General features: G+C 52.7%; 17 protein-coding genes. 11 read left to right on the top strand and 6 right to left on the bottom strand.

Annotation, left to right across the window (positions count from 1 at the left end; translation table 11 throughout):
• Positions 1-12: 12 nt before the first annotated feature.
• Positions 13-288 carry a hypothetical protein gene (locus ACFFJP_RS18265; RefSeq protein WP_377247676.1) on the bottom strand — a complete coding sequence of 92 codons (276 nt, stop codon included), beginning with the start codon at positions 286-288 and terminating at the stop codon, positions 13-15.
• A gap of 99 nt (positions 289-387) precedes the next feature.
• Here ACFFJP_RS18265 and ACFFJP_RS18260 point away from each other — a divergent pair, with 99 nt between their 5' ends.
• Both ACFFJP_RS18260 and ACFFJP_RS18255 read left to right on the top strand, forming a co-directional pair.
• Positions 388-978 carry a hypothetical protein gene (locus ACFFJP_RS18260; protein WP_377247673.1) on the top strand — a complete coding sequence of 197 codons (591 nt, stop codon included), beginning with the start codon at positions 388-390 and terminating at the stop codon, positions 976-978.
• A gap of 138 nt (positions 979-1,116) precedes the next feature.
• A complete protein-coding gene (locus ACFFJP_RS18255) occupies positions 1,117-2,832 on the top strand; it encodes a M28 family metallopeptidase (RefSeq protein WP_377247670.1) in 1,716 nt (571 codons plus the stop codon).
• A gap of 103 nt (positions 2,833-2,935) precedes the next feature.
• On the opposite strand, the gene ACFFJP_RS18250 is transcribed toward ACFFJP_RS18255, so the two are convergent.
• The 3 genes from ACFFJP_RS18250 to ACFFJP_RS18240 form a co-directional block, all read right to left on the bottom strand.
• Positions 2,936-3,664, bottom strand: a complete 729-nt coding sequence (locus ACFFJP_RS18250) for a transporter substrate-binding domain-containing protein (protein ID WP_377247667.1) — start codon at positions 3,662-3,664, stop codon at positions 2,936-2,938.
• A 108-nt stretch (positions 3,665-3,772) separates the two neighbouring features.
• A complete protein-coding gene (locus ACFFJP_RS18245; protein ID WP_377247664.1) occupies positions 3,773-6,631 on the bottom strand; it encodes a M16 family metallopeptidase in 2,859 nt (952 codons plus the stop codon).
• Between the two features lie 120 nt (positions 6,632-6,751).
• The gene (locus ACFFJP_RS18240) at positions 6,752-7,081 is read right to left on the bottom strand and encodes a YciI-like protein (RefSeq protein ID WP_377247661.1); all 330 of its coding nucleotides are present in this window, start codon (positions 7,079-7,081) and stop codon (positions 6,752-6,754) included.
• A gap of 223 nt (positions 7,082-7,304) precedes the next feature.
• Between ACFFJP_RS18240 and ACFFJP_RS18235 the strand changes: the two genes are divergently transcribed.
• The 9 genes from ACFFJP_RS18235 (at position 7,305) to paeA (ending at position 18,863) form a co-directional block, all read left to right on the top strand.
• Positions 7,305-8,573 carry an efflux RND transporter periplasmic adaptor subunit gene (locus ACFFJP_RS18235; RefSeq protein ID WP_377247658.1) on the top strand — a complete coding sequence of 423 codons (1,269 nt, stop codon included), beginning with the start codon at positions 7,305-7,307 and terminating at the stop codon, positions 8,571-8,573.
• Between the two features lie 19 nt (positions 8,574-8,592).
• Positions 8,593-9,300, top strand: coding sequence for an ABC transporter ATP-binding protein (locus tag ACFFJP_RS18230; RefSeq protein WP_377247656.1), 708 nt, complete (start codon positions 8,593-8,595; stop codon positions 9,298-9,300).
• 10 nt (positions 9,301-9,310) lie between these two features.
• On the top strand, positions 9,311-10,615 hold the full coding sequence (locus tag ACFFJP_RS18225) for an ABC transporter permease (protein ID WP_377247654.1): 1,305 nt from the start codon (positions 9,311-9,313) through the stop codon (positions 10,613-10,615).
• 4 nt (positions 10,616-10,619) lie between these two features.
• Positions 10,620-11,813, top strand: coding sequence for an FtsX-like permease family protein (locus ACFFJP_RS18220; RefSeq protein WP_377247652.1), 1,194 nt, complete (start codon positions 10,620-10,622; stop codon positions 11,811-11,813).
• 3 nt (positions 11,814-11,816) lie between these two features.
• Entirely contained in the window at positions 11,817-13,151 is a 1,335-nt protein-coding gene (locus ACFFJP_RS18215) for a sigma-54-dependent transcriptional regulator (protein ID WP_377247649.1), read from the top strand.
• Positions 13,042-14,460 (top strand): sensor histidine kinase, encoded by a 1,419-nt coding sequence (locus tag ACFFJP_RS18210; protein ID WP_377247646.1) that lies wholly within the window; start codon positions 13,042-13,044, stop codon positions 14,458-14,460. The genes ACFFJP_RS18215 and ACFFJP_RS18210 overlap by 110 nt, the downstream gene beginning before the upstream one ends.
• An 86-nt stretch (positions 14,461-14,546) precedes the next feature.
• A complete protein-coding gene (locus ACFFJP_RS18205; protein ID WP_377247643.1) occupies positions 14,547-15,278 on the top strand; it encodes a dienelactone hydrolase family protein in 732 nt (243 codons plus the stop codon).
• 102 nt (positions 15,279-15,380) lie between these two features.
• Positions 15,381-17,351, top strand: a complete 1,971-nt coding sequence (locus ACFFJP_RS18200) for an alpha/beta hydrolase family protein (RefSeq protein WP_377247640.1) — start codon at positions 15,381-15,383, stop codon at positions 17,349-17,351.
• 213 nt (positions 17,352-17,564) lie between these two features.
• A complete protein-coding gene (gene paeA, locus ACFFJP_RS18195; protein ID WP_377247637.1) occupies positions 17,565-18,863 on the top strand; it encodes a polyamine export protein PaeA in 1,299 nt (432 codons plus the stop codon).
• A 37-nt stretch (positions 18,864-18,900) separates the two neighbouring features.
• Here paeA and ACFFJP_RS18190 read toward each other — a convergent pair whose 3' ends face one another.
• Together ACFFJP_RS18190 and ACFFJP_RS18185 are read right to left on the bottom strand one after the other, a co-directional pair.
• Positions 18,901-19,299, bottom strand: coding sequence for a hypothetical protein (locus ACFFJP_RS18190; RefSeq protein WP_377247634.1), 399 nt, complete (start codon positions 19,297-19,299; stop codon positions 18,901-18,903).
• Between the two features lie 65 nt (positions 19,300-19,364).
• The gene (locus ACFFJP_RS18185; RefSeq protein WP_377247631.1) at positions 19,365-21,245 is read right to left on the bottom strand and encodes a DUF885 domain-containing protein; all 1,881 of its coding nucleotides are present in this window, start codon (positions 21,243-21,245) and stop codon (positions 19,365-19,367) included.
• Positions 21,246-21,254 lie beyond the last annotated feature (9 nt).

Raw genomic sequence — 21,254 nt, 5'->3', positions numbered from 1 at the left:
TCGCTGGCAGCGTTATGGATTGTAGCGCTGGTCCACTGTTTCAATCAGCTGCATCAGATACAGATTATCCACCGCGTCTGGCCGCTCCAGTTTGCAGCTTCCGGTTTCAGTTAAGACCAGCACGGCATCGCCGCTGGTAAAATAGACATGATGGCCAAAAAAACTCACTGCCACTTCCAGCCCCTGCAAACGATATCCACAACCAAAAGGCGTGTCTGCCACCACACCAAAGTGTTCCGTCGTGGCAAAAACCCGCAATAATTTTTGGCTGGATGGTAAAGTGGACATACGGGCTAACCTGAGCCTGAACCTTGATCATGATCACTGACCCTAGCATAGTTCAGCTGATTTTAACCTGCGTCTTTAGTACAAACCGGAACATTCAAGATGAAATTTACACCGTTGTTTTTAGTGGCCACGCTGTTTGCTGGCGGTTACAGCATGACTGCTGCAGCCGCTGAGCAAACTCTACTCGAGGCCTTACAGCCTTATTGCGGTAAAGCCTTTGCCGGCAAGTTAGTCACCCAGGCTCCAGAAGATGCGACGATGGCGGGGCAGGCTTTGATTGTGCATGTCGCGGACTGTCGCAATGGGGAAGTGCGGATGCCGTTCCATGTCGGAGAAGACCGTTCCCGTACCTGGGTGTTGCGCGCGTTGCCGCAAGGTTTACAGCTCAAACATGATCACCGGCATCAGGATGGCAGCCATGACGAGTTGACGATGTATGGTGGCATCTCTGCTGATCCCGCGACTGGGTTGGCGCAGCATTTTCCTGCCGATGCTTACAGCAAGCTGATGTTTCAGGCACTTGGCAGAACCGCGGCGCCGGCGAATGTCTGGTCATTCACGCTGGAACCGGGAAAAACCCTGATTTACCGCTTGAGCCGGCCCGGCCGCGAATTTGCCGTCGCCTTTGATTTAACCCGGCCAGTTGCACTGCCGCCGCCAGCCTGGGGCGCTGCAGACCGCGTACTTTAAAAGCGCGGATGCGATTAACTGTGACCGGTCTGAGATCGGTCACTCTGGTACTTCAGCGCCTGCTTTAGTAACATCAAGACGCCGTCAGCCCGATGGCAACCCATAACGACAACAATCACCCCAGGTGATGGAGATTTTATGAAACCACAATTCTGGTTTTCAGGAACATGGTTAGCGCTCAGCGCCTGCCTTGGCCTGGCTGCCTGTCAAAAGCAGCCGGAACCGGCGGCAGCGACAGCAGCCCCGGCTGAAGCGGCAGTCGCGACAGCAACCACAGCCCCTGCGGCGCTACCGGACACCGAGTTCAACCCTAAGCTTGCTGAATACATCAAAACCCTATCGTCTGACGATTTCCAGGGCCGTGCGCCAGCCACCAAAGGCGAAGAAAAGACCCTGGCTTATTTGTCTGAACAGTTCAAACGGATTGGCTTAAAACCACAGCCGGACGGCACTTACATTCAGCCGGTACAGCTGGTGCAAATCGATCCGAAAGAAGTGTCGGCGATGAGCTTCAGTGGCGATAAAGCGCCGGCGCCGTTTAAATATCGTGACCAGATGTTTACCTGGACGACCCGTGTCACTGAATTCAGCGAGATCAAAGACTCGGAACTGGTGTTTGTTGGTTACGGCATTGTCGCACCGGAATACGACTGGAATGACTATGAAGGTCTGGATGTCAAAGGCAAAACCGTGGTGATGTTTGTCAACGATCCGGGTTTTGCGACCCAAGATCCAAAACTGTTCACCGGCAATGCGATGACCTATTACGGTCGCTGGACCTACAAATTTGAAGAAGCGGCCCGCCAGGGTGCAGCCGGCGCGTTGATTGTGCACGAAACCGATGCTGCCTCTTACGGCTGGCATGTGGTCGCTGGTGGTTCTGCCACCAAGTTTGACCTGATTAATCCAAACAAAAATGCCGATCGCACTGCCATTGAAGGTTGGGTCACGACCGAATCGGCCAATACTTTGTTTGGTGTGATTGGTGAAAACATCGAGTCGATGCGCAAAAAAGCGCTGAGCAAAGACTTTGCACCAGTTCCACTTGGCATCAAAGCGTCGGTGTCGGTGAAAAGCAATGTGCGTGAGCTGACTTCCGGCAACGTCGTTGGCATCATCGAAGGCAGTGAAAAACCGGATGAAGCCATTTTATATATGGCGCACTGGGATCATCTCGGCCTTGATTTCGCCAATCCGAACAACAAAGTGTTTAACGGCGCACAAGACAATGCTTCCGGCACCGGCGCGTTAATCGCTATGGCGGAATATTATGCGGCGCAGCCGAAACCAAAACGCTCGATTGCTTTTGTTGCCGTGACGGCCGAAGAGCGTGGTTTGCTGGGTTCTGCCTGGTATGCCAAACATCCGGTGTTCCCGCTGAACAAAACTGTTGCCGGCATTAACATGGACGTGATCAACGTCGATGGCCCGATGAAAGACATGACGGTAGTTGGCTTTGGCAACTCAGAGCTGGAAGTGCTGCTGAAAAAATACACTGAACAACAAGGCCGCTACATCGCGCCGGAAAATAACCCGGCTGCCGGTTCCTACTATCGCTCAGATCACTTTAATCTGGCGAAAAAAGGCGTACCGATGTTGTACGCCAAAGGTGGGGTAGACAGTGTGGACCACGGCAAAGAGTGGGGCATCAAACAGCGTGAAGAGTTTAATAAGTGCTGTTACCACAAAGTGGAAGACGAGTACAAAGACAGCTGGGACTTGCGTGGTGCGCAGCAAGACATGTTCTTGTATTACCGCGTGGGCCGTGAGTTGGCAGATGACACCAGCGCCTGGCCAAACTGGTATGAAGGCAAAGAGTTTAAAGCTGCCCGCGATGCGTCTTTAGCGCAATAACTGGTGCTGATAAAAAAAATCCCTGCCTGGCAGGGATTTTTTTATTCTGGGCACAGCTCAGCTCAGCTCAGCGCGGCCTGCACCGCGCAGCCTGAACGCAGGATCAGTCATCCAAAGCGGGTTGAACCGGCTTGGGCAACGGTCGTTTATCTTTGGCGCCGGCGACAGTTTTTTCCAACACAGTCGCCAGCGGTTGCAATAAGTCGCTATGACGCTGATGCAAATAATGATACAAACCGGCGCGCGCCAGCGTTCCTGGCAGCATTGAGATGCCTGCCTGCTCAGTTTTAGCGGGCAGGACACTCAGCACCGATTGCTGATCTTCCAGTAACACGTCGATTTTGCCCTGCACTAACATACCTACCGCCTGTTCGAGTGTCGTCACCGGAACGGGATGGCCGGCATACTGCAGCTGACTGGCCAAACGAAAACCACGGACAAATCCAACCCGGACCTGTTTCATCAATACCCAGTCGCGTAACTCGTCTTTCTGTTCGGTACGAACAAATGCCAGCAATTCAATAGTAGCGAGCTGCACCGGCACCTGGCGTAACTGCGAAAATTCATGCTGCAAACCATCGATGCGGAATAGTTCGCCGTCATACAAGCCGCGATCGGTCATCTGTAACGAGCGGCCGGCCGGTAACCGCACCACTTGCATCTGGTAACCGAGTCTGCCGTAAGCCCGTTGTAGTTGTTGTTCGATTTGGTTGGATAATGCCGACTGACTGAGACTGGTTGCTATCTGCAGCGTGTGGGGCGCTACGTCTGCAGCATGCAGCGGCATGCTCAACGTCAGTCCCAGAATCAACCCGCGTGCAAGTTGCAGCATCCAGTCTCCTTATGAACGTGCTGATGAGATGACTATAACGATCTAACGCCATTCTGACAGCAGGTGCTGAATAAAGCCCGCGTGAGCGGGCTTTACAATTCAAGCTGTTCAGAACTTATAGTTTTCTACCGGCATCCCCAGTTTTTCCAGTTGAGGCCGAAGCTGTGCCGCCGGTCCGACAATCACTACGCTGAAGCTGGCCGGATCCAGATGGCGTTTTGCCAGTTGATTCAGTTCATCCAGCGTGATGTCCCGGACGATTTGATTCCGCTGCGTGGTGAAGTCACTGGCCAGTCCATATTGCAGAATGGCAGCCATGAAGCCCAGTTTAGCCCCCGGGGTCTCGTAAGCCAGCGCGTCGGCCTGGTTAATGGCTTTGCGCATAAAATCCAGCTCTTGTGGCGTCATGCCCTGTTGCTGATAACGACTTAATTCCTTAAAAAACTCCTGCACTGATGCACCGGTAACATCAGCCCGCACTGCAGCTGCAGCCTGATAAATCCCGGCATAGCGATCGGCGCTGAAATAGCTGGTGGCGCCATAGGTATAACCTTTTTCCTCACGCAGATTCAGGTTGATCCGGCTGTTAAAATTGCCGCCAAGGACAAAGTTCATCAGTCCTGAGCGGAAATATTCACCGGTAAAATCACGGTTGAGACTGCGTTTCACAATACGGATCTCTGACTGCGGCGCGTCCGGTTTATCAATCAGATAAATAGTGCCGGTTTTAGCCACTGCGTCCGGAATTTGTACGTTGCGAGTCGGCGCATCACCCAACCAGCGCCGCAAACGTGGCTGGAGTTCGGCCAATACTTGTGCCTGCGGTAAATCAGACACCAGGATCAGTTCAGCATGCGCCGGCTTTAACAGCCGCTGCGCATAAGCTTTAACATCACTTATCTTCAGCGCGCTGACCGACTGTAATGTGCCCTGATTCGGATAGGCGCTGATATGGTTGCCATACATCAGTTGCTGTACCGCGCGCGAAGCGAGGACACCGGCGTCTTTCTCGGAATGCTGAATAAACTGCAGGGTCTGTTGCTGAGCCCGGCTGAAGTCATCCGCGTTAAAGGCTGGCAACAACAGTTTTTCCATCAGCAGCTCCAGCGTTTGCGGCAGATATTTGCTGAGGCTTTGTACTGACACTTCCAGATACTCGTCACCGGCGGAAAAACTGATGCTAGCGCCGAGTTTTTCCAGCGCCAGACTCATCTGCTCCGTTGTTTTGAGCATGGTGCTTTCATCGAGCATCGCTGCTAACAACTGACTGATGCCGGCCTGCGGCGGCGTTTCATCGTACAGGCCCAGCGGCACCCGCAGCAGTAATGACGTGGTTGGCGTTTCATGGCTTTGTGCGCCAAGGACGCGAATGCCATTACTGAGCTGCTGTTGCCAGGTTGCCGGTAAGCTGACGGCCGGATTGGCACCGGCGCCTGGGATCTTGCTGCGATCCAGCGAGTCTTGCGTGCGGCGCAGCTGCAAATCTTCCGCTTTGGTGGTGGAAGGGCCGCCAAAATCATGAGTGACCGGTGTGAAGTTATCAGCCCTGGCAATCAGCTGACGCTGGCCTTTGGGTACCACACTCATCACCACGGCCGCTTTGCCTTTGAGATATTGCTGATAGACCCGCTCTACATCAGCTTTGGTCACACGCTGATAACGCGCTAAGTCAGCTGCCGCCAGATCTGGCTCACCAAAAAAGGTTTCATTGGCGGCCAGCCGGCTGACTTTGCCTTCGACACTTTGCAGCGCAAAAATACTGGCAGCTTCCATTTTGGCTTTGACTTTATTCAAGTCGTCGTCGGTGACACCACGTTGTTCAAACTCCGCCAGACTTTGGCGGATCTGTTGTTCGGTTTCAGCCAGCGATTTCACCGCGCCTGGCGCCGGCAGGGCCAGCAGTGTGAATTCACAAGCCAGTTCCTGACAGCCATGTCCGGTTTGCGCCTGCACTGCTTTTTGTGTTTTCACCAGATTTTTGTACAGCAGCGAGTTGTTGCCGCCGCCTAAGATCTCGGCGAGGATATCCAGCGCCGCTTCATCTTCATGGCGGGCATAAACCGTCGGAAAGGCCATGTATAAAAGCGGCAGGTGCACATTATCTTCCATCGATACATAACGGTCAGCCGTTAAACTGACTGCCGTTTTGGCGGTCGGCGTCACTTCAGGCCCGCGTGGAATGGCGGCAAAATACTGTTGCACCAACGGTAAAATATCTTCAGCTTTGACCGCTCCGCCGATGGTCAATGTGGCGTTATTCGGGCCGTACCAGCGCAGAAAAAAGGCTTTTACGTCATTGACGTTGGCGCGGTTTAAATCAGCCATATGACCAATCACTGGCCAGGAATATGGATGACCATCCGGATAAAATGCCTGCGCAACCCGTTCGGACAAACGGCCATAAGGCCTGTTATCGACGCTTTGGCCGCGCTCGTTTTTCACTGTTTCACGCTGCACTTCAAATTTCTTTTCCGTGACGGCATCGAGTAAAAAGCCCATCCGGTCCGATTCCAGCCACAACACTTTTTCCAGCTGATTGACGGGCACTGTCTGGTAATAATTGGTGCGATCGCTGTTGGTCGAGCCGTTCATCTCACCACCGGCTTCAGTGATGATTTTAAAATGCTGCTCGTCCGCGACATGCTCAGAGCCCTGAAACATCATATGTTCAAAGAAATGCGCGAAACCGGATTTGCCTGGTTCTTCCCGCGCCGAGCCGACGTGATAAGTCACATCGACATGCACCAGCGGATCGGACTGATCTTCATGTACCACGACGGTCAGACCATTGGCCAGGCGATACTTTTTATACGGGATAGCAACACTACTGCTGCTTACGCTGGCGTCTTTGATTAATTCAATACCGGCAGGGAGTTGGCTGACGGTCGGTTGCGGGGATAGCGCGGCTTGCTGACAACCAGCCAGCAACAGGCTCAGACTCAGCACAGAAAAGGTAAATCGTTTCATGAAGGCTCCGAAGCAGGGCTGCGACCAGGGCAGCGTCAACAATGCAATGAAATCGGTGAACACCGGCCTTTGCAGGCCAGCCTATGGCTACTGTAAAAGTTTGAAACAAAAAGGCAACAATTAACTGGCGTCCGTTGCCGGGATTGCGACGCTTTTCAGTGGGGTTGCGGCCAACGGGCCGGCGACAGTCAGCCAGGGCACAATGCGCCAGCTGGTCACCAGCCCTTGCTGCACATAAGGATCGGCGCAGGCAAAGGCCGCGATCCGATCCGGCTCGTCGGTCTGAAACAACAGCATGGCGCTTTCAATCGGGTCACCAACGGCGCCACCAACCAGTAGTAAACCCTGATCAGCCACCTGCCAGGCCAGTTGTAAATGCGCATCGCGAAATTCGGCGCGTCTTTGCAGGTAATCCGCGCTCAGTTGATATAGCAATAAATAATGCGCCATCAAGACCTCCGGTCCTCTGTGAATGATGCGGCTGTCCGCTGTATTGCAACAGCTGGTATCGCGGACAGAAAAAGTGTCCGCGGACAGTCTGAAAACAATATGATTAACTATAAGTTACTGAAAATAATCAATTAAATATCTGGCACGCCAACTGCAAAGCTTGTGTCAATCAACAGCAGAAAACGCAGTTTGAGCTGCAGATGGACAGAGGATAAGACGATTTATGATCAAAGGTACAGAGCAACAGGACGTGCGGATTGAAAAAGCACACAAAACGCCGGTACTAAAACTGGTCGTGGCATTTGGCGCTATCAGCAGCTTGTTGTGGGGCAGTTATCAGCTGATTTTTTCCACTAGCGCCAACGCGGCGCTGGTGTTGGCACGCAGTGAAGTGCAGTTAGCAACAGTCAGCCGGGGCGATTTTGTCCGTGACTTGGCGGTACAGGGCAAAGTAGTGGCGGCCAATGCGCCAACGCTGGTCAGTCAACAGGATGGGCTGGTGCGTTTTATCAAACAACCGGGCGAAGCGGTGACGATCGGCGATTTGCTGGCGGTGGTGGAAAGCCCGAGTTTAGAAAATGAAGTGAAACAACAGCAGGCGCTGTTACTGTCGATGCAGTCTGAGCATGAACGCGCCAAGCTGCTGGCCCGCGAGCAACAACTGGATATGCGCCAGATCGAAAGCAGTGCCCGGGTCAATCTGCAGGCGGCCAAACGTGAACTGGCCCGTGCTGAGCAGTCAATGCAGCTCGGTGTGATGCGCCAGATTGATTTGGATATCGCCCGCGACAAACTGGCGCAGACGGAACTGGAATACAACCACGCCAAAGCCAAAGTGGCACTGGCGGCTGACAAACTCAGTTTTGAGCAGAAATCCGGTGAGCAGGGGCTGGCACGGCAGGCCTTAGTCGTAGCTGAGCTGGAACGTAAATTGGCCGCACTGCAAATCAAAGCGCCGGTCACTGGTCAGGTCGGTAACTGGCTGGCCACGCAACAAACCCAGGTGTTAACCGGCCAAGGCCTGCTAACCGTGATTGACCTCAGCCAATACGAAGCAGAGCTCAGCGTACCAGAAAACTATGCGGCGGAGTTGTCACCAGGCCTGCCGGTTGAAGTCACCCTAAATGGCCAGAAACTCAGTGGTCAGCTGTCACACGTGGCGGCTGAAGTGAAAGACAGCAACGTCACAGCCCGCGTCCGGTTTGCCGATCAGGATGCCAAAGCGCTGCGGCAAAACCAGCGTGTCTCGGGCCGGATTGTGTTTGACGAACGCAAAGATGTACTGCGTGTAGCCCGTGGTGAATTTGTCGCCAGCGGCGGCGGCCGCATTGGCTACCGGCTGGAGCAGGATATTGCGGTGCGCACCCCGATTGAACTGGGCGCGTTATCTGTGCAGTGGGTCGAGATTTTAGCGGGGGCAAAAGAAGGTGAGCAGCTGGTGATCTCAAGCCTCAGTGAATTTAAAGATGCCGAGCGGGTCCGGCTGAACTAATCCAGAAAAGGAGAATAAAATGATTAAAATTAATGATTTAAGTAAATCGTTCCGGACAGAGCTGATTGAAACTCAGGCGCTGAAAAACATTCAGCTGCATGTGACTGAAGGTGAGTTTGTTGCATTAACTGGTCCATCAGGTTCCGGCAAATCAACGTTGCTCAATGTGCTTGGCACACTGGAAAGTTTTGATGGCGGTGATTATCTGCTGGATGGGCATTCGGTTAAAGGCTTGTCGGACAAGGCATTGTCTGCACTGCGCAATGAGAAGATTGGCTTTATTTTTCAGGGCTTTAACCTGATTAAAGATTACAGCCTGTTTGACAATATTGAATTGCCACTGCGTTATCGGGGCTTTGCTGCCGCCGAACGCAAACGCCGGGTGGAACATGCGCTGGAGCAAGTGGGGCTCGCGGCGCGTCGTGACTATCATCCGAGTCAGTTATCCGGTGGTCAGCAGCAACGGGTCGCGATCGCTCGCGCTATTGCCGGTCAGCCGCGCATTCTGTTGGCCGACGAACCCACTGGTAACCTGGACTCGCTGATGGCGCGTCAGGTGATGGAATTGCTGGAACAAATTAACCGCGACGGTTGCACCATTCTGATGGTGACGCACGATCCGGACCAGGCACGCCGTGCCGGCCGGCAAGTGCAGATTATTGACGGGCATTTAAGCGATGCGTCGATGTATGACCCGTTGCAGTCCGGCACAACGGCTGTGGCATAAGGAGCGTGCGATGGAACAGTTCCTGTACTACCTCAAAGTCAGCGTAAAGAGCATTCGCCGTGCGCCTTTGCCTTATGTGCTGACCGTGCTGATTATGGCGTTGGGGCTTGGTGTGTTTTTCGCCAATGCGACCTTTTATTACCGCTTAAACGCCGATCCGTTACCACTTAAGAGCGACAAGCTGTTTTTCCCAATGATGTTGCTGGTGCCCTGGGAATGTGATGACAACACCTGTAAGCCGCCGCCGGTGCTGAGTTACGCCAATGTGCAAAAACTCAGTAATACGGACATCCCAACCGCCAAGGCTGCGATGTACAGCTCCGATGCCTACTTGCGTCTGGATACCAAACAGCCGCCGCTGCCGGTCAGCGTCCGTATCACGCAGCGTGACTTTTTCCGCATGTTTGACGTGCCAGTGCTGCATGGCAGTATTTGGCCGGATGATAGCGCGCGCAACGAAATCATCCTGACCAAAGCCCTGGCGGAAAAATTGTTTGGCCAAAGTGATGTGGTCGGAAAAACGCTGTTACTAGACGATAAACCGCTCACGGTCAGCGCTGTGCTCGACAACTGGCAAATGCTGCCGCGGCTGTATGATGCCAATAGTGGCAACCATGTTGAGCCGGTTGAACAAATCTACCTGCCGTTGGAAACCGGTTATGACATGAATTACATGTCGAACAGTCAATCCAGTACTTTTGACGATACCGACTATCGGCAGCTGTCTTCGCAGGGCCGTACCGGTGCTTTACACCAGCTGCAGTACTGGGTGCAGCTCGATACGCCTGCCCAGCAACAGGCGTATCGCGACTTTATGCAAAATCTGGCCAGCACCGAAAAAGCCGCGGGCCGCCATCCTTCCATCATCAATAATCAGTTAACTTCGATGCGCAATATTGTGGCCTATTTTGGCGGTGAGTCTGGTGACATCAAAGCTTTTGCTCTGGTCACTCTACTGTTTTTGCTGGTGTGTCTGCTCAACGCCAGTCATTTATCACTGAACCGCTACCTGAGCAATCAATACGAGTTTAGTCTGCGCCGGGCGCTCGGTGCCAGCCGCTGGCAGTTACAACAACAGATGTTGGCCGATGTGTTATTGCTGACGCTATGTTGTCTGGCTGGCGCCTTGTTGATTGGACTCGGTGGCGTTCAGCTGATGAACTATCTGTGGCCGGTGAACCGCTTATTCTCGACCTGGGATTGGCAGCTGTTACTGGGCTTACTGCTGTTAGCACTGAGTGCTAGTTATCTTGTGACTTTATATCCATCCTTACGCGCATCATTTGGTGCCTTGAACCAGCAGTTGAAGGAGTAACCCTATGTCTTTGCATCTGATGTTGAAATCGTTAAAACGCAGAAAAGTCGTCACAGGGTTGTTGTTACTACAACTGGCAATGACGCTGGCGTTGCTGCTCAATGCTGTGATGCTGGCCAGTCAAACCCATGCCAGTCTGAATGAACCGACAGGTCTTGATATGGAGAATATCCTGCAGGTCCAGTTAAAACCGACGACGCCGGAGCTGCGCAAATATCCGGCGCTCAGCGACTTGCTCGAACGCCAGCTTGCAGGGGTGCGCGCGGTGCCGGGTGTAATCGCGGTGGCTTATAGTAATCAGGGCCCATTGTTGCAGGGGGGCAACAACGGCAATGTTTTTAAAGTCGGTGCGCAAGAGCGCACCAATTTGGCGTCAATCCCGATGTATTTTGTCTCCGCTGATTTTTTCCAGGTGCTGGGCCTGACCGTGCAAAACGGTGAGTTGCCGGTCAGCCCAACCCCATTGGATGGTAAGGTGCAGTCGCCGGTGGTGCTGACACAGCAGTTGGCAGAGCATCTGTTTGCAGAGGAAAACCCGGTCGGTCAGGCCGTTAATCGCGGGCCTGTGGCGGCAGTGGTCAGCAACTTTTATGGCCAGCGCTCGGCTGAGCATGTGTTTAATAACTCGGTGCAGGTGGCGCCTTTGTACGGGGTAGACTGGGGTTACTCGTTGCTGCTGCGAGTGGAGGCAGGCAGTGCAGATGCTGTCCGCCAGCAGCTGGATCAGGTATTGCGTAACGTCGACACTAACATTGAAATCTTCTACGTCCGCTCACTGGCGGAACAACACCACCGCCTTTACCGCACCGAGTTTGGTTTGGCCGTATTGTTAACCATTCTTGCCGGGCTGATGCTGCTGGTGACAATGATTTCCAGTTACAGCAATGCGCATTTCCATGCCCTGAAATCGCAGCAGGACATCGGGATCAAGCGTGCCCTCGGCGCGAGCCGGCAGGCTATCTTCGTTGAACTGTTGGCCGAAGGGTGGCTTTGTACTTTACTCGGTACCGGCGCAGGTGTGTTTGTAGCATTGTTGTTGAATAAACTGCTGGCGACCGTCATTGTGATCCCGGCGATCCCACTGTGGTTGCCGCTGTTGTCGATCAGTGTGTTAATGCTGTGTGTCACTCTGGCCACATGGTATCCTGCCAGAATCGCCACCCGGGTTTCACCAGCAACTGCAACGAAGACACTGTAATTTATGGCAAAAATACTGGTTATTGATGATAACGAGGCGGTGCTGACCGCCTTGCTGACGCTGTTTCAGCTGGAAGGTCATCAGGTTTGGACCGCAACTGAGCCCGGCGCCGCGCTGGCGTTGCTGGCACAACAATCGCTGGATCTGGTGCTGCAGGATATGAATTTTGCCAAAGGTGAAATGACCGGGCAGCAAGGCAAAACGCTGTTTTATTTGTTACGTGCCCAATATCCGCAGATCCCGGTGGTATTAATGACGGCCTGGACTGCACTGGATATGGTGGTGGAGCTGGTCAAAGCCGGCGCCTGTGATTACATCGCTAAACCCTGGGACGACCAGCGTTTGCTGATGACAGTGCAAAATGCGCTGAAACTGAAGAAATTGCAGGATCAGCAACGCGACACTGAACGGAAACAGCAAGAACGGTTGCAGGCATTTATCGGCAAAGATCTGTGTGGGCTGGTGTTTGCCAGTACCGCGATGGAACGGCTACTGCAGATGACGTTGCAGCTCGCGCCTTCGCAGGCAGCAGTGTTGATCACTGGTGAAAATGGCAGCGGCAAAGAAGGCATCGCGCAGATTTTGCATGCTAACTCGCCGCGCTCAGGTAAAGCACTGATCAAGGTCAATATGGGCGCGCTGCCGGCCGATTTGATGGAAGCGGAGTTGTTTGGCGCTGAGGCCGGCGCCTACACTGGCCTCACCAAAGCCCGCATCGGCCGGTTTGAGGCCGCTGATGGCGGCACCTTGTTTCTCGATGAAATTGGCAATTTGTCGTTAAGCGGTCAGATGAAATTGCTGCGGGTGCTGCAGACCGGTGAGTTCGAGCGGCTAGGATCCAGTGTAACGCGGCGGGTCGATGTGCGGCTGTTGTCGGCAACCAACGCCGATTTAACCAAAGCCATTGCGCTTGGCCAGTTCCGCCAGGACTTGTACTACCGCATCAATGTCGTACAGTTACACGTGCCGGCGTTAAAAGAGCGGCAGGACGATATCTTGTCACTGGCGCGGCATTTCTTAGCCGGTGAAAAAGCCCTGAGCCGGGACGCTGAAACGACACTGTTGCAGTACCCCTGGCCCGGCAATGTGCGCGAACTGCAGAATGTGTGTCAGCGTGCGTTGTTATTGAGTCATGGCGTACAAATCAATCCGGCCGATTTGGGGCTGGAGGCTGAAAACAGCAATAAAAACCGCGCCTTAGATGATATCGCCCGGCAAGATATTGAACGTGCACTACATACGCATCAAGGTGTTGTGTCACGCGCAGCCAAAGCGCTTGGCATTACCCGGCAAGCCTTATACCGGCGAATGGAGTTTTATGGTATCGATGCGCCTTAAATTGAGCCGGCGTGGCCTGATCGCGTTGATCACGTTGTTGCTGGCTGGATTCGCAGGGTTGTTGTGGCAACTGGCGCCGCAGTCTTATGCGTTGTGGGGCAGCTATGGCGGATTGACGCTGGCGCTGCTACTGCTATTAGGGCGCTATTTGCAGCAACTGGAGCACGAAGTGTTGGCGCTGAATCTGCAGGCTGACAGTCTGCGTGACCAGAGTTTTAATCTGGCGGCAAACAGTGAGATCCTCGGTGAACTGAAACCACTGGCCAACGCATTAAACGACATGTCAGCCGAGCTGATGCGCCAGCGCGCCACCTTGTATCAACGTGAGTTATTACTCGATACCGTGTTACAAACCAGTCCCAGTGCATTGATCCTGACCGACGAGGGCGGACGTGTACTACTGAGCAACCCGGCGGCAAGGCATCTGCTGTGCCAGGGGCGTAAGTTTGACGGCAGTCTGCTCAGCAAAGTGCTCGCCGACTGGCCGGAATTACTGCAAGCTTGTCAGCGTGCGCAACAAGGCCTGATCCATTTAGGCGATGCGCAAAGTGTCTGGCATTTATCGGTCAGTCCGTTCCGGTTGAATCAGCGTCAACACTGGTTGTATCAGCTCAAACCGATGACAAGGGAATTTAAGCAGGAAGAAGTTAAAGCCTGGAAAAAACTCATCCGGGTGATTGGGCATGAACTGAATAACAGCCTGGCACCGATGTCATCGCTGGCGTTTTCCGGTGCCCGCTTGCTGAGCCAGTCCAGTGTCGTGGAGACCCCAGACAACCAGCAGCTGGTGCAGATTTTTGCCCATATCGGTGAGCGTTGTCAGCAGTTAAATGGTTTTTTGCAGGGCTACCTGAATTTTGCAAAACTACCGCCGCCAGTGCCTTCATTAGTTAATTTCCCAAAACTTATCAACGCATTACAAAATCAGTATGAATTTGAGTTGCTGGGCGACTTGCCACAGCATGCCTGGTATCTGGACGGTGCACAGCTCACCCAGTTGTTACTCAATCTGCTGAAAAATGCCCAGGAAGCCGGCGCCAGTGGCAGCGGCACGACATTGAAACTACAGGAATTCCCGCAGCAGCTGGTGTTGGAGTTACAGGATGACGGTGGCGGTGTCAGCGCTGAAGTACTGCAGCATGCCTTGGTGCCGTTTTACACCACCAAGGTACAAGGCTCGGGTATTGGCCTGACCCTGTGCAGCGATATTATGGAATCACATGGCGGTAGCCTGCAGTTGTTGAATCAGCCACCGGGTTTATTGGTCCGGCTAATCTTTCCGCGCATCACTGATACAACTCCGTCATAGCCATAGCGGCGCTACTTTGCAAAAGCCCTGGCAGCTATTACACTGCCAGCCTCCAATTTCAGCCATCGAGACATCCAGAGGGACTTATGCAGGTTCAGACATCTGTTGTTGATTTAACCACTCCAACAGGCCCGATGCGGGTTGCGGTCTATCAGCCCAAAGCTGACAAGCCTTGCCCGGCGGTGTTGTTATATTCAGAAATTTTCCAGATCACGGCGCCAATCGCACGGATGGCGGCCATGCTGGCCGGTCAGGGTCTGTTGGTTTTGGTACCCGAAGTATTCCATGAACTGAATGCGCCAGGCACTGTGCTGGCGTACGATGATGCCGGCAAAGATAAAGGCAATCAGGACAAATGGACCAAACCTTTAGGTCAGTACGACAGCGACAACCGCGCCATGATTCATTTTCTTGGCAAACAGCCGCTGTGGAATGGCCGGCTGGGCGCCATGGGCGTTTGTATCGGCGGCCATTTGGCACTGCGAGCAGCGCTGCAACCGGAAGTGCAGGCAGCTTTATGTTTATACCCAACTGATTTGCATAGCGACACATTACCAGCTGGTGATGCCGGTCAGACGCTGGCACGGGTGGGGGAAAGTCAGGCCCGGTTGGTATTTATCTTTGGCCGGCAAGATCCGCATGTGCCGGAAACGGGCCGGCGGCAAATTCAACAACAGCTGCAACAAGCCTGTGTCAGTTTCGACTGGCATGAAGTGAATGCTGAACACGCTTTTATGCGGGACGAAGGCGAACGTTATGACCCGGCCTTAGCACTGTGGGTATATCAGCGCGCCCGCGAGCTGTTTTTGCAGATGTAAGCAGATATTGCTTTGCAACTTTTGGGATATTTGTTATTTATTTGTGTATAGCGCTTGTTTAAGCACCTAATAAATATCAACACGTCACAAAAGGATTTGTTAATGAAATTATCTAAGCTGTTTCGCCGGCGCATGCTTGCTGTATGCGCCGCGCTAGTGAGTGCGCAAGCGCTGGCCGCGGCAGCGGATCTGCCGGCTTTATTTGCCAAAGATCCAACGATTTTTGATTTTAAAATCTCCCCCGATGGCCAGCATCTGGCCGCAAAAATTATTCACGAAGAACGTATTGCTTTAGTATTTTTTGATCGTGCCACGATGAAAATGCTCAATTCGGTCAAAATGGGTGGCGATGGTCAGGTCGGAGAATATCACTGGGTTAACAATGAACGGGTGATTTTTAAACTGACCCAGGTCAGCCCTTGGCAGCAAGAGCCAGAGTACTTCGGTGAACTGTATGGCGTTAACATTGATGGGGGCAAACGCGGGCTGTTGTTTGGGTATCGCGCCGGTGAGCAGCAGGTTGGCAGTAATTTTAAAGCAAGGGAAGCGCGCCGGGCCTGGGCGGAGTTTATTGATGTGGTGCCGGATGAAAACAACCGGATCCTGATCAAAAGCACGCCGATGACTTTTGATGGCGAAGCCTTTCCGGAAGTGCTGGCGTTGGACATTTTTAGCGGTAAAACCACATCACGTGGCCGTTTACCGGTGTCACAGGGAGAAGTGGAACCTGGTCCGAACGGCCGGCCACGGGTAGTCGCTGGGCTAAACAGCAAAAATCAGACTGAAGTCTTCATTCGGCAAGCCGACAGCACCAGCAATGACTGGGAGCAATTTCCTGCACAACAATACGGCGATACTTTTGCGCCTATTGCCGTAGCCAGTGATAACAAATCCGTTTATGTATTTGATAATAGAAAAAGCAGTCGCACTGGCGTGCATCGGATGGACCTGAGCAACGGTAAATTTACTGAAGTTTATACCGACCCGAATGTCGATGTCAGTACGGTGATCTCAACCACAGATCAGCGGGCTGTTTATGGTATTCGGGTCGATGACGGTCGGCCATCTTATATTCTACTGACCGGTGAATATGATGAAGCAAAAGTTTTTAAAGACTTATTGGCAACATTTCCCGGGGAAAAAGTCAGCATTACCAGCCGTACAGCCGATGGTAAACATTGGATAGTGCTGGTCAGTTCTGATGTGAATCCAGGCACTTATTATTTGTACAACCATGAAAAAGTCAGCCTTGCCAAGCTGGCAGATTATAAAGCGCATTTAAATGGCGTCACACTGGCGGCGATGGAGCCATTCAGCTTTGCGTCGACAGACGGCTATAAAGTGCATGGTTATCTGACCAAAGCTCCGCAGCAATCTGCGAATAAACCCATGGTCGTGCTGGTGCATGGCGGGCCGCATTTTGTAAGGGACCAGTGGGAGTTTAACAGCGAAGTGCAGATGCTGGCATTAAGTGGTTACAACGTCCTGCAAGTCAATTATCGCGGGTCTGGTGGCTATGGCCAAGCACATCAAAGCGCTGGCTACCAACAGTGGGGGGGACTGATCCAGCAAGACATCATTGCCGGTACCCAATGGGCTATCGCGCAGGGCCAAGCAAAGGCGGGTAATGTTTGTATCATGGGCGCGTCTTTCGGCGCTTATTCGACCGTCCAAGCTGCAACACTGGCGCCTGATTTGTACAAATGCGGAGTTGCAGTAGCCGGAGTCTATGACTTACCACTTATGAAAAACAGCGGTGATATTCCGGATGCCTATTTTGGCAAGGCTTATTTAGAGCAGGTACTGGGCAATAATCAGGTGCAACTGCAACAATTTTCGCCGGTATATCAGGTGGCAAAACTGAAAGCGGAATTGCTGATCATGCATGGTGAGCGAGATGAGCGCGCGCCGTTTGAACATGCAAAACGCTTAAAAGCTGCATTGGATAAAGCTGGTAAGCCCTATCAATGGCTGGTATTTGATGACGAGACTCACGGCTTTTACGGTGAGCATAACCAGACGATTTACCTGAAAAACGTGCAGGATTTTCTGGCGAAACAGCTTAAGATCTAGTGGCAGCGAAGTTCCGACTCTTGCATCAGCCCGCTATTGTGTGGGCTGATGTTTATGATAACCAGCTGAAATAAAACGTGTAAAAGCCTATACTGCCAGCACAGGGTGAAACTCTGGCTTGTATGACATTCCAATGGCATTTGTCATTGACGTGCAATACAGGTGTCAGACAAGCCTGCTACGCTGCGGGCGGTAACCGTAAAAGGCAGATCTATGTCGTTATTTGAACATATCCTCATCATCGTATTGCTGATCACCATCAGCGCATTTTTTTCTATGTCCGAAATTGCGCTGGCAGCTGCACGCAAGTTACGGCTACGCCAGTTGGTGGCTGAAGGTGAAGCGCGCGCCAGCAAAGTCCTTGAATTACAGCAGCATCCCGGTAATTTTTTTACTATCGTGCAGATTGGCCTCAACGCTGTGGCGATCCTCGGCGGTATCCTCGGTGAGGCAGCTTTCACCCCTTATATTGCCGATTTATTGCGTGACACCTATAACGGCGTCTGGCTGGAAAATATCAGCTTTGGCTTGTCGGTATTGTTGGTGACAACCTTGTTTATTTTATTTGCCGATTTGATGCCGAAACGTCTTGCCATGTTGGCGCCTGAGCAGGTTGCTCTGGTTGTGGTACGGCCAATCCTGACGCTGCTGGTGGTGCTAAAACCGTTGGTATTTTTGTTCAACAGTGTCGCGAATCTGGTGTTTCGTTTGTTCAATGTGCCGATCCATCGCAAAGACCAAATTACGCCGGAAGATATCATCTCAATGATGGATGAAGGCGCCGAAGCTGGAGTGTTGCAACAGCAGGAACATAAGCTGCTGGAAAACGTATTTGATATGGACCAGCGTACCGTCACATCGGCAATGACCCCGCGTGAAAGTCTGGTCTATTTTATCCTGGGCGAAGCCGAAGACAGTATCCGCAAAAAGCTGCTGGATTCTCCGCATGCGCGGTTTTTGGTCTGTGACACCAGCCTTGATCGGGTAGTTGGATACATTGAATCGCGCGAACTGCTGGTACAGGTGTTAAATGGTCTGCCTATTTCGATCACGCATCCGGGCATGCTTCATACGCCACTGATTATTCCGGACACTCTGTCGTTGTACGAAGTGTTGGAGCATTTCAAAAGCAGCGGTGTTGATTTTGCCGTGATCCTGAACGAATACGCGATGGTGGTTGGCATGATCACCCTCAAAGATGTGATGAGTATCGTGATGGGCGAGTTAGTGCATTCGGAAGAAGAGCAAATCGTCAAACGGGATGATGATTCGTGGTTGGTCGAAGGCTTAACGCCGCTGGACGACGTGATGCGGGCGCTGGAAATTGACGCCTTTCCGGATCAGCAAAACTACGAAACCATCGCCGGTTTTATGATGTATATGCTGCGCAAAATTCCCAAGCGCACCGACTCGGTCAATTACTGCGGCTACAAATTTGAAGTGGTCGATATCGACAGCTATAAAATCGACCAGTTGCTGGTAACCAAAATCAAAGCAGAAGATAAAGCCTGAACCTGTTCAGGCTTTGTTTTACCATCGGGAACTGCGGTTAAAACAGATAACGATACACACTGGCGCCGGCCAGGATCAGGTAGCTGACTGCGACCGTGGGTTTCAGTGCCGCTTGCAGGTAGCTGCCAATCAAACCGCCAATTCCCGGCCGCTCGGCCTGCCAACTGGTTTGCCACTGGCAAGCAATGTCCTTACCTTCGCGCAGTGCTGCTTCCAAAGCCAGTAACCGCGAGCCAGCGCGGTCCTGCTGCGCTTTCCACAGGGCCTCGTTCAGCCAGCAAAAACCAATCAGGCCAGCCTGCAACACGACGCTGCTTTCATTTTCAACGAGAGCCAGCCACAGGCTCAGGCACAGCAAGCGCAGCCACAACGCGTGTTTCTCCATCTGATCATAACTTTGCTGCAATTGCAGCCATTCCTGTTGTGTCGCGTGCACGAATGCTTTCCTTTGTGATGAAATAAAAACCAGCCTGCGATAAAAAAACAGGCTGGTCAAGCCCATTACTGCTGCTGTAGCTGCTGCTGGATCCACTGATCAGTTTGTTTTTCCAGGATGAGCATCGGCATCGCGCCGCCGAGCAGGACCATGTCATGGAAGGCTCGGATGTCAAACTTTTCGCCCAGCGCTTTACGGGCTTTTTCCCGCAGTTCGACCAGTTTTAGCATGCCAAGTTTGTAACCCAGCGCCTGACCAGGCCAAGCCATATAACGTTCAATTTCGCTAATCACATCGGAAGACGCCGTACCGGTGGTATCGGCCATATATTGGATCGCTTGCTCGCGGGTCCATTTTTTCGCGTGCAGACCGGTGTCGACGACCAGCCGTACTGAGCGGAACAGTTCGGCTTTGAGCCGACCTAAATCGCCGAACGGGTCATTTTTGTACATGCCCATTTCCGCCGCAACCAGCTCGGAATATAACCCCCAGCCTTCTGCATAAGCGTTGTATGGTGCGATACGCTGCAGCAATGGCAATTGCTCCTGCGCCAGATTCAAGGCGATCTGCCAGTGATGGCCAGGATTCGCTTCATGGTAGGTCAGCGTTTTTAAATCAAATTTGGCGTTAGCTTTCATGTCGGCCAGATTGATCCAATAGATGCCAGGTTTGCTGCCGTCGATGGCCGGCGAGGTGTACTGACCACCAGCCGCGCTATCCTGTACTTCAACCGGAATGCGGCGCACTTCGACAGCATAGGGCGGGCGGGTTTTAAACTGTTCGCTGATGCGGCCATCCATCTCTTTGATGTAGCCGTTTAAATCAGCCAGCAGCTGTGCGCGGCCGGCATCTGAATCTTCATATAAAAAGCGCGGTTCTTCATTTAAGGCCGCCATCCGGTCGCCAACACTGCCTTCGCTATAACCGTTGGCTTTAAGGATTTTGTCCATGGCTTTACTGATACGCGCCACTTCGTCCAGACCCACCTGGTGGATTTGCTCGGGCGTCAGAGTGGTGTCACCGAGCTGGCTCACCGCATAGGCGTAAAAATCACTGCCGTTCGGTTGTGCCCAAATCCCGGCTTCGGCACGTGCATTGGGCAATGCGGCTTTGACATCATCGTGCAGCTGCTGATAAGCCGGTGCGACCACAGTGCTGATCAGTTCAGCTGCACGGTCCAGATATTGAGCTTTGCTGGCGGCGTCAATGCCACTGGCTGAATTGAGCTTTTTCTCGAAATCCTGATATAGCGCATGGGCTTTCGCATCCGCCTGAGCATAAGTACTGAGAATTTTGCTCGATTTATCTAACAGCACGCGAGGTGGTAACCAGCCGGATTTTTGGTCAGTGGTAAATTTATCGCTGACTGAACGCAAAGCCGGACCAAATTGTTCTAGCCGTTGCAGATAGTTCTGTGCGTCAGCAGCGTTTTTCACAGGGTGAGAATTTAACAAGGCGCCAGGCATATCAATGGTTGGGCCATTGATTTGATTAATAATAAATGGGGAATGGCCCATCCAGATATCGATGTAACCTTGTGAAAAACGCGGATCGCCGGCATAAAAAGCCAGAATATTGGCCATGACTTGCTGGCTGATGGCATTGGCAGGTAATTCTGGCAGCGCTAAAGCGCTCAATGCTTTAGCATTCACGGCCATGCTTTCCCGCAGGGCATTTTCAGCGCTGCTGTTATAAAACTCCATTTCGCCGGCAAAGGGTTTACCAACCTGACTTTCTGACAAACTGTAAGCCGAAGCACTGAGCGGACGCGCCTGAAACAGCGCTTGCGTTGCCGCCTGATAATAATCCGCGGCATAAGGACTGGCGGTTTTGACGGCGGGTATGGCTGCAGCTGGTTGCGGCTGGCTGGCACTGTTGTCGGCCGCTGGTTGACAAGCGCTGAGCAATCCGACAGCAATTGCAACGGTGAGTAAAGATAAACGCATCAAAAAGTC

It is taken from the genome of Rheinheimera tilapiae (assembly GCF_042432165.1).
GTDB classification, from domain to species: domain Bacteria; phylum Pseudomonadota; class Gammaproteobacteria; order Enterobacterales; family Alteromonadaceae; genus Pararheinheimera; species Pararheinheimera tilapiae.
This window is presented reverse-complemented; position numbering and strand designations above follow the sequence as displayed.

Excerpts from the sequence above, each read along its gene's own strand:
- ACFFJP_RS18265 (WP_377247676.1), bottom strand. The coding sequence starts at position 288 with ATGTCCACTTTACCATCCAGCCAAAAATTATTGCGGGTTTTTGCCACG.
- ACFFJP_RS18260 (WP_377247673.1), top strand. The coding sequence starts at position 388 with ATGAAATTTACACCGTTGTTTTTAGTGGCCACGCTGTTTGCTGGCGGT.
- ACFFJP_RS18255 (WP_377247670.1), top strand. The coding sequence starts at position 1,117 with ATGAAACCACAATTCTGGTTTTCAGGAACATGGTTAGCGCTCAGCGCC.
- ACFFJP_RS18250 (WP_377247667.1), bottom strand. The coding sequence starts at position 3,664 with ATGCTGCAACTTGCACGCGGGTTGATTCTGGGACTGACGTTGAGCATG.
- ACFFJP_RS18245 (WP_377247664.1), bottom strand. The coding sequence starts at position 6,631 with ATGAAACGATTTACCTTTTCTGTGCTGAGTCTGAGCCTGTTGCTGGCT.
- ACFFJP_RS18240 (WP_377247661.1), bottom strand. The coding sequence starts at position 7,081 with ATGGCGCATTATTTATTGCTATATCAACTGAGCGCGGATTACCTGCAA.
- ACFFJP_RS18235 (WP_377247658.1), top strand. The coding sequence starts at position 7,305 with ATGATCAAAGGTACAGAGCAACAGGACGTGCGGATTGAAAAAGCACAC.
- ACFFJP_RS18230 (WP_377247656.1), top strand. The coding sequence starts at position 8,593 with ATGATTAAAATTAATGATTTAAGTAAATCGTTCCGGACAGAGCTGATT.
- ACFFJP_RS18225 (WP_377247654.1), top strand. The coding sequence starts at position 9,311 with ATGGAACAGTTCCTGTACTACCTCAAAGTCAGCGTAAAGAGCATTCGC.
- ACFFJP_RS18220 (WP_377247652.1), top strand. The coding sequence starts at position 10,620 with ATGTCTTTGCATCTGATGTTGAAATCGTTAAAACGCAGAAAAGTCGTC.
- ACFFJP_RS18215 (WP_377247649.1), top strand. The coding sequence starts at position 11,817 with ATGGCAAAAATACTGGTTATTGATGATAACGAGGCGGTGCTGACCGCC.
- ACFFJP_RS18205 (WP_377247643.1), top strand. The coding sequence starts at position 14,547 with ATGCAGGTTCAGACATCTGTTGTTGATTTAACCACTCCAACAGGCCCG.
- ACFFJP_RS18200 (WP_377247640.1), top strand. The coding sequence starts at position 15,381 with ATGAAATTATCTAAGCTGTTTCGCCGGCGCATGCTTGCTGTATGCGCC.
- paeA (WP_377247637.1), top strand. The coding sequence starts at position 17,565 with ATGTCGTTATTTGAACATATCCTCATCATCGTATTGCTGATCACCATC.
- ACFFJP_RS18185 (WP_377247631.1), bottom strand. The coding sequence starts at position 21,245 with ATGCGTTTATCTTTACTCACCGTTGCAATTGCTGTCGGATTGCTCAGC.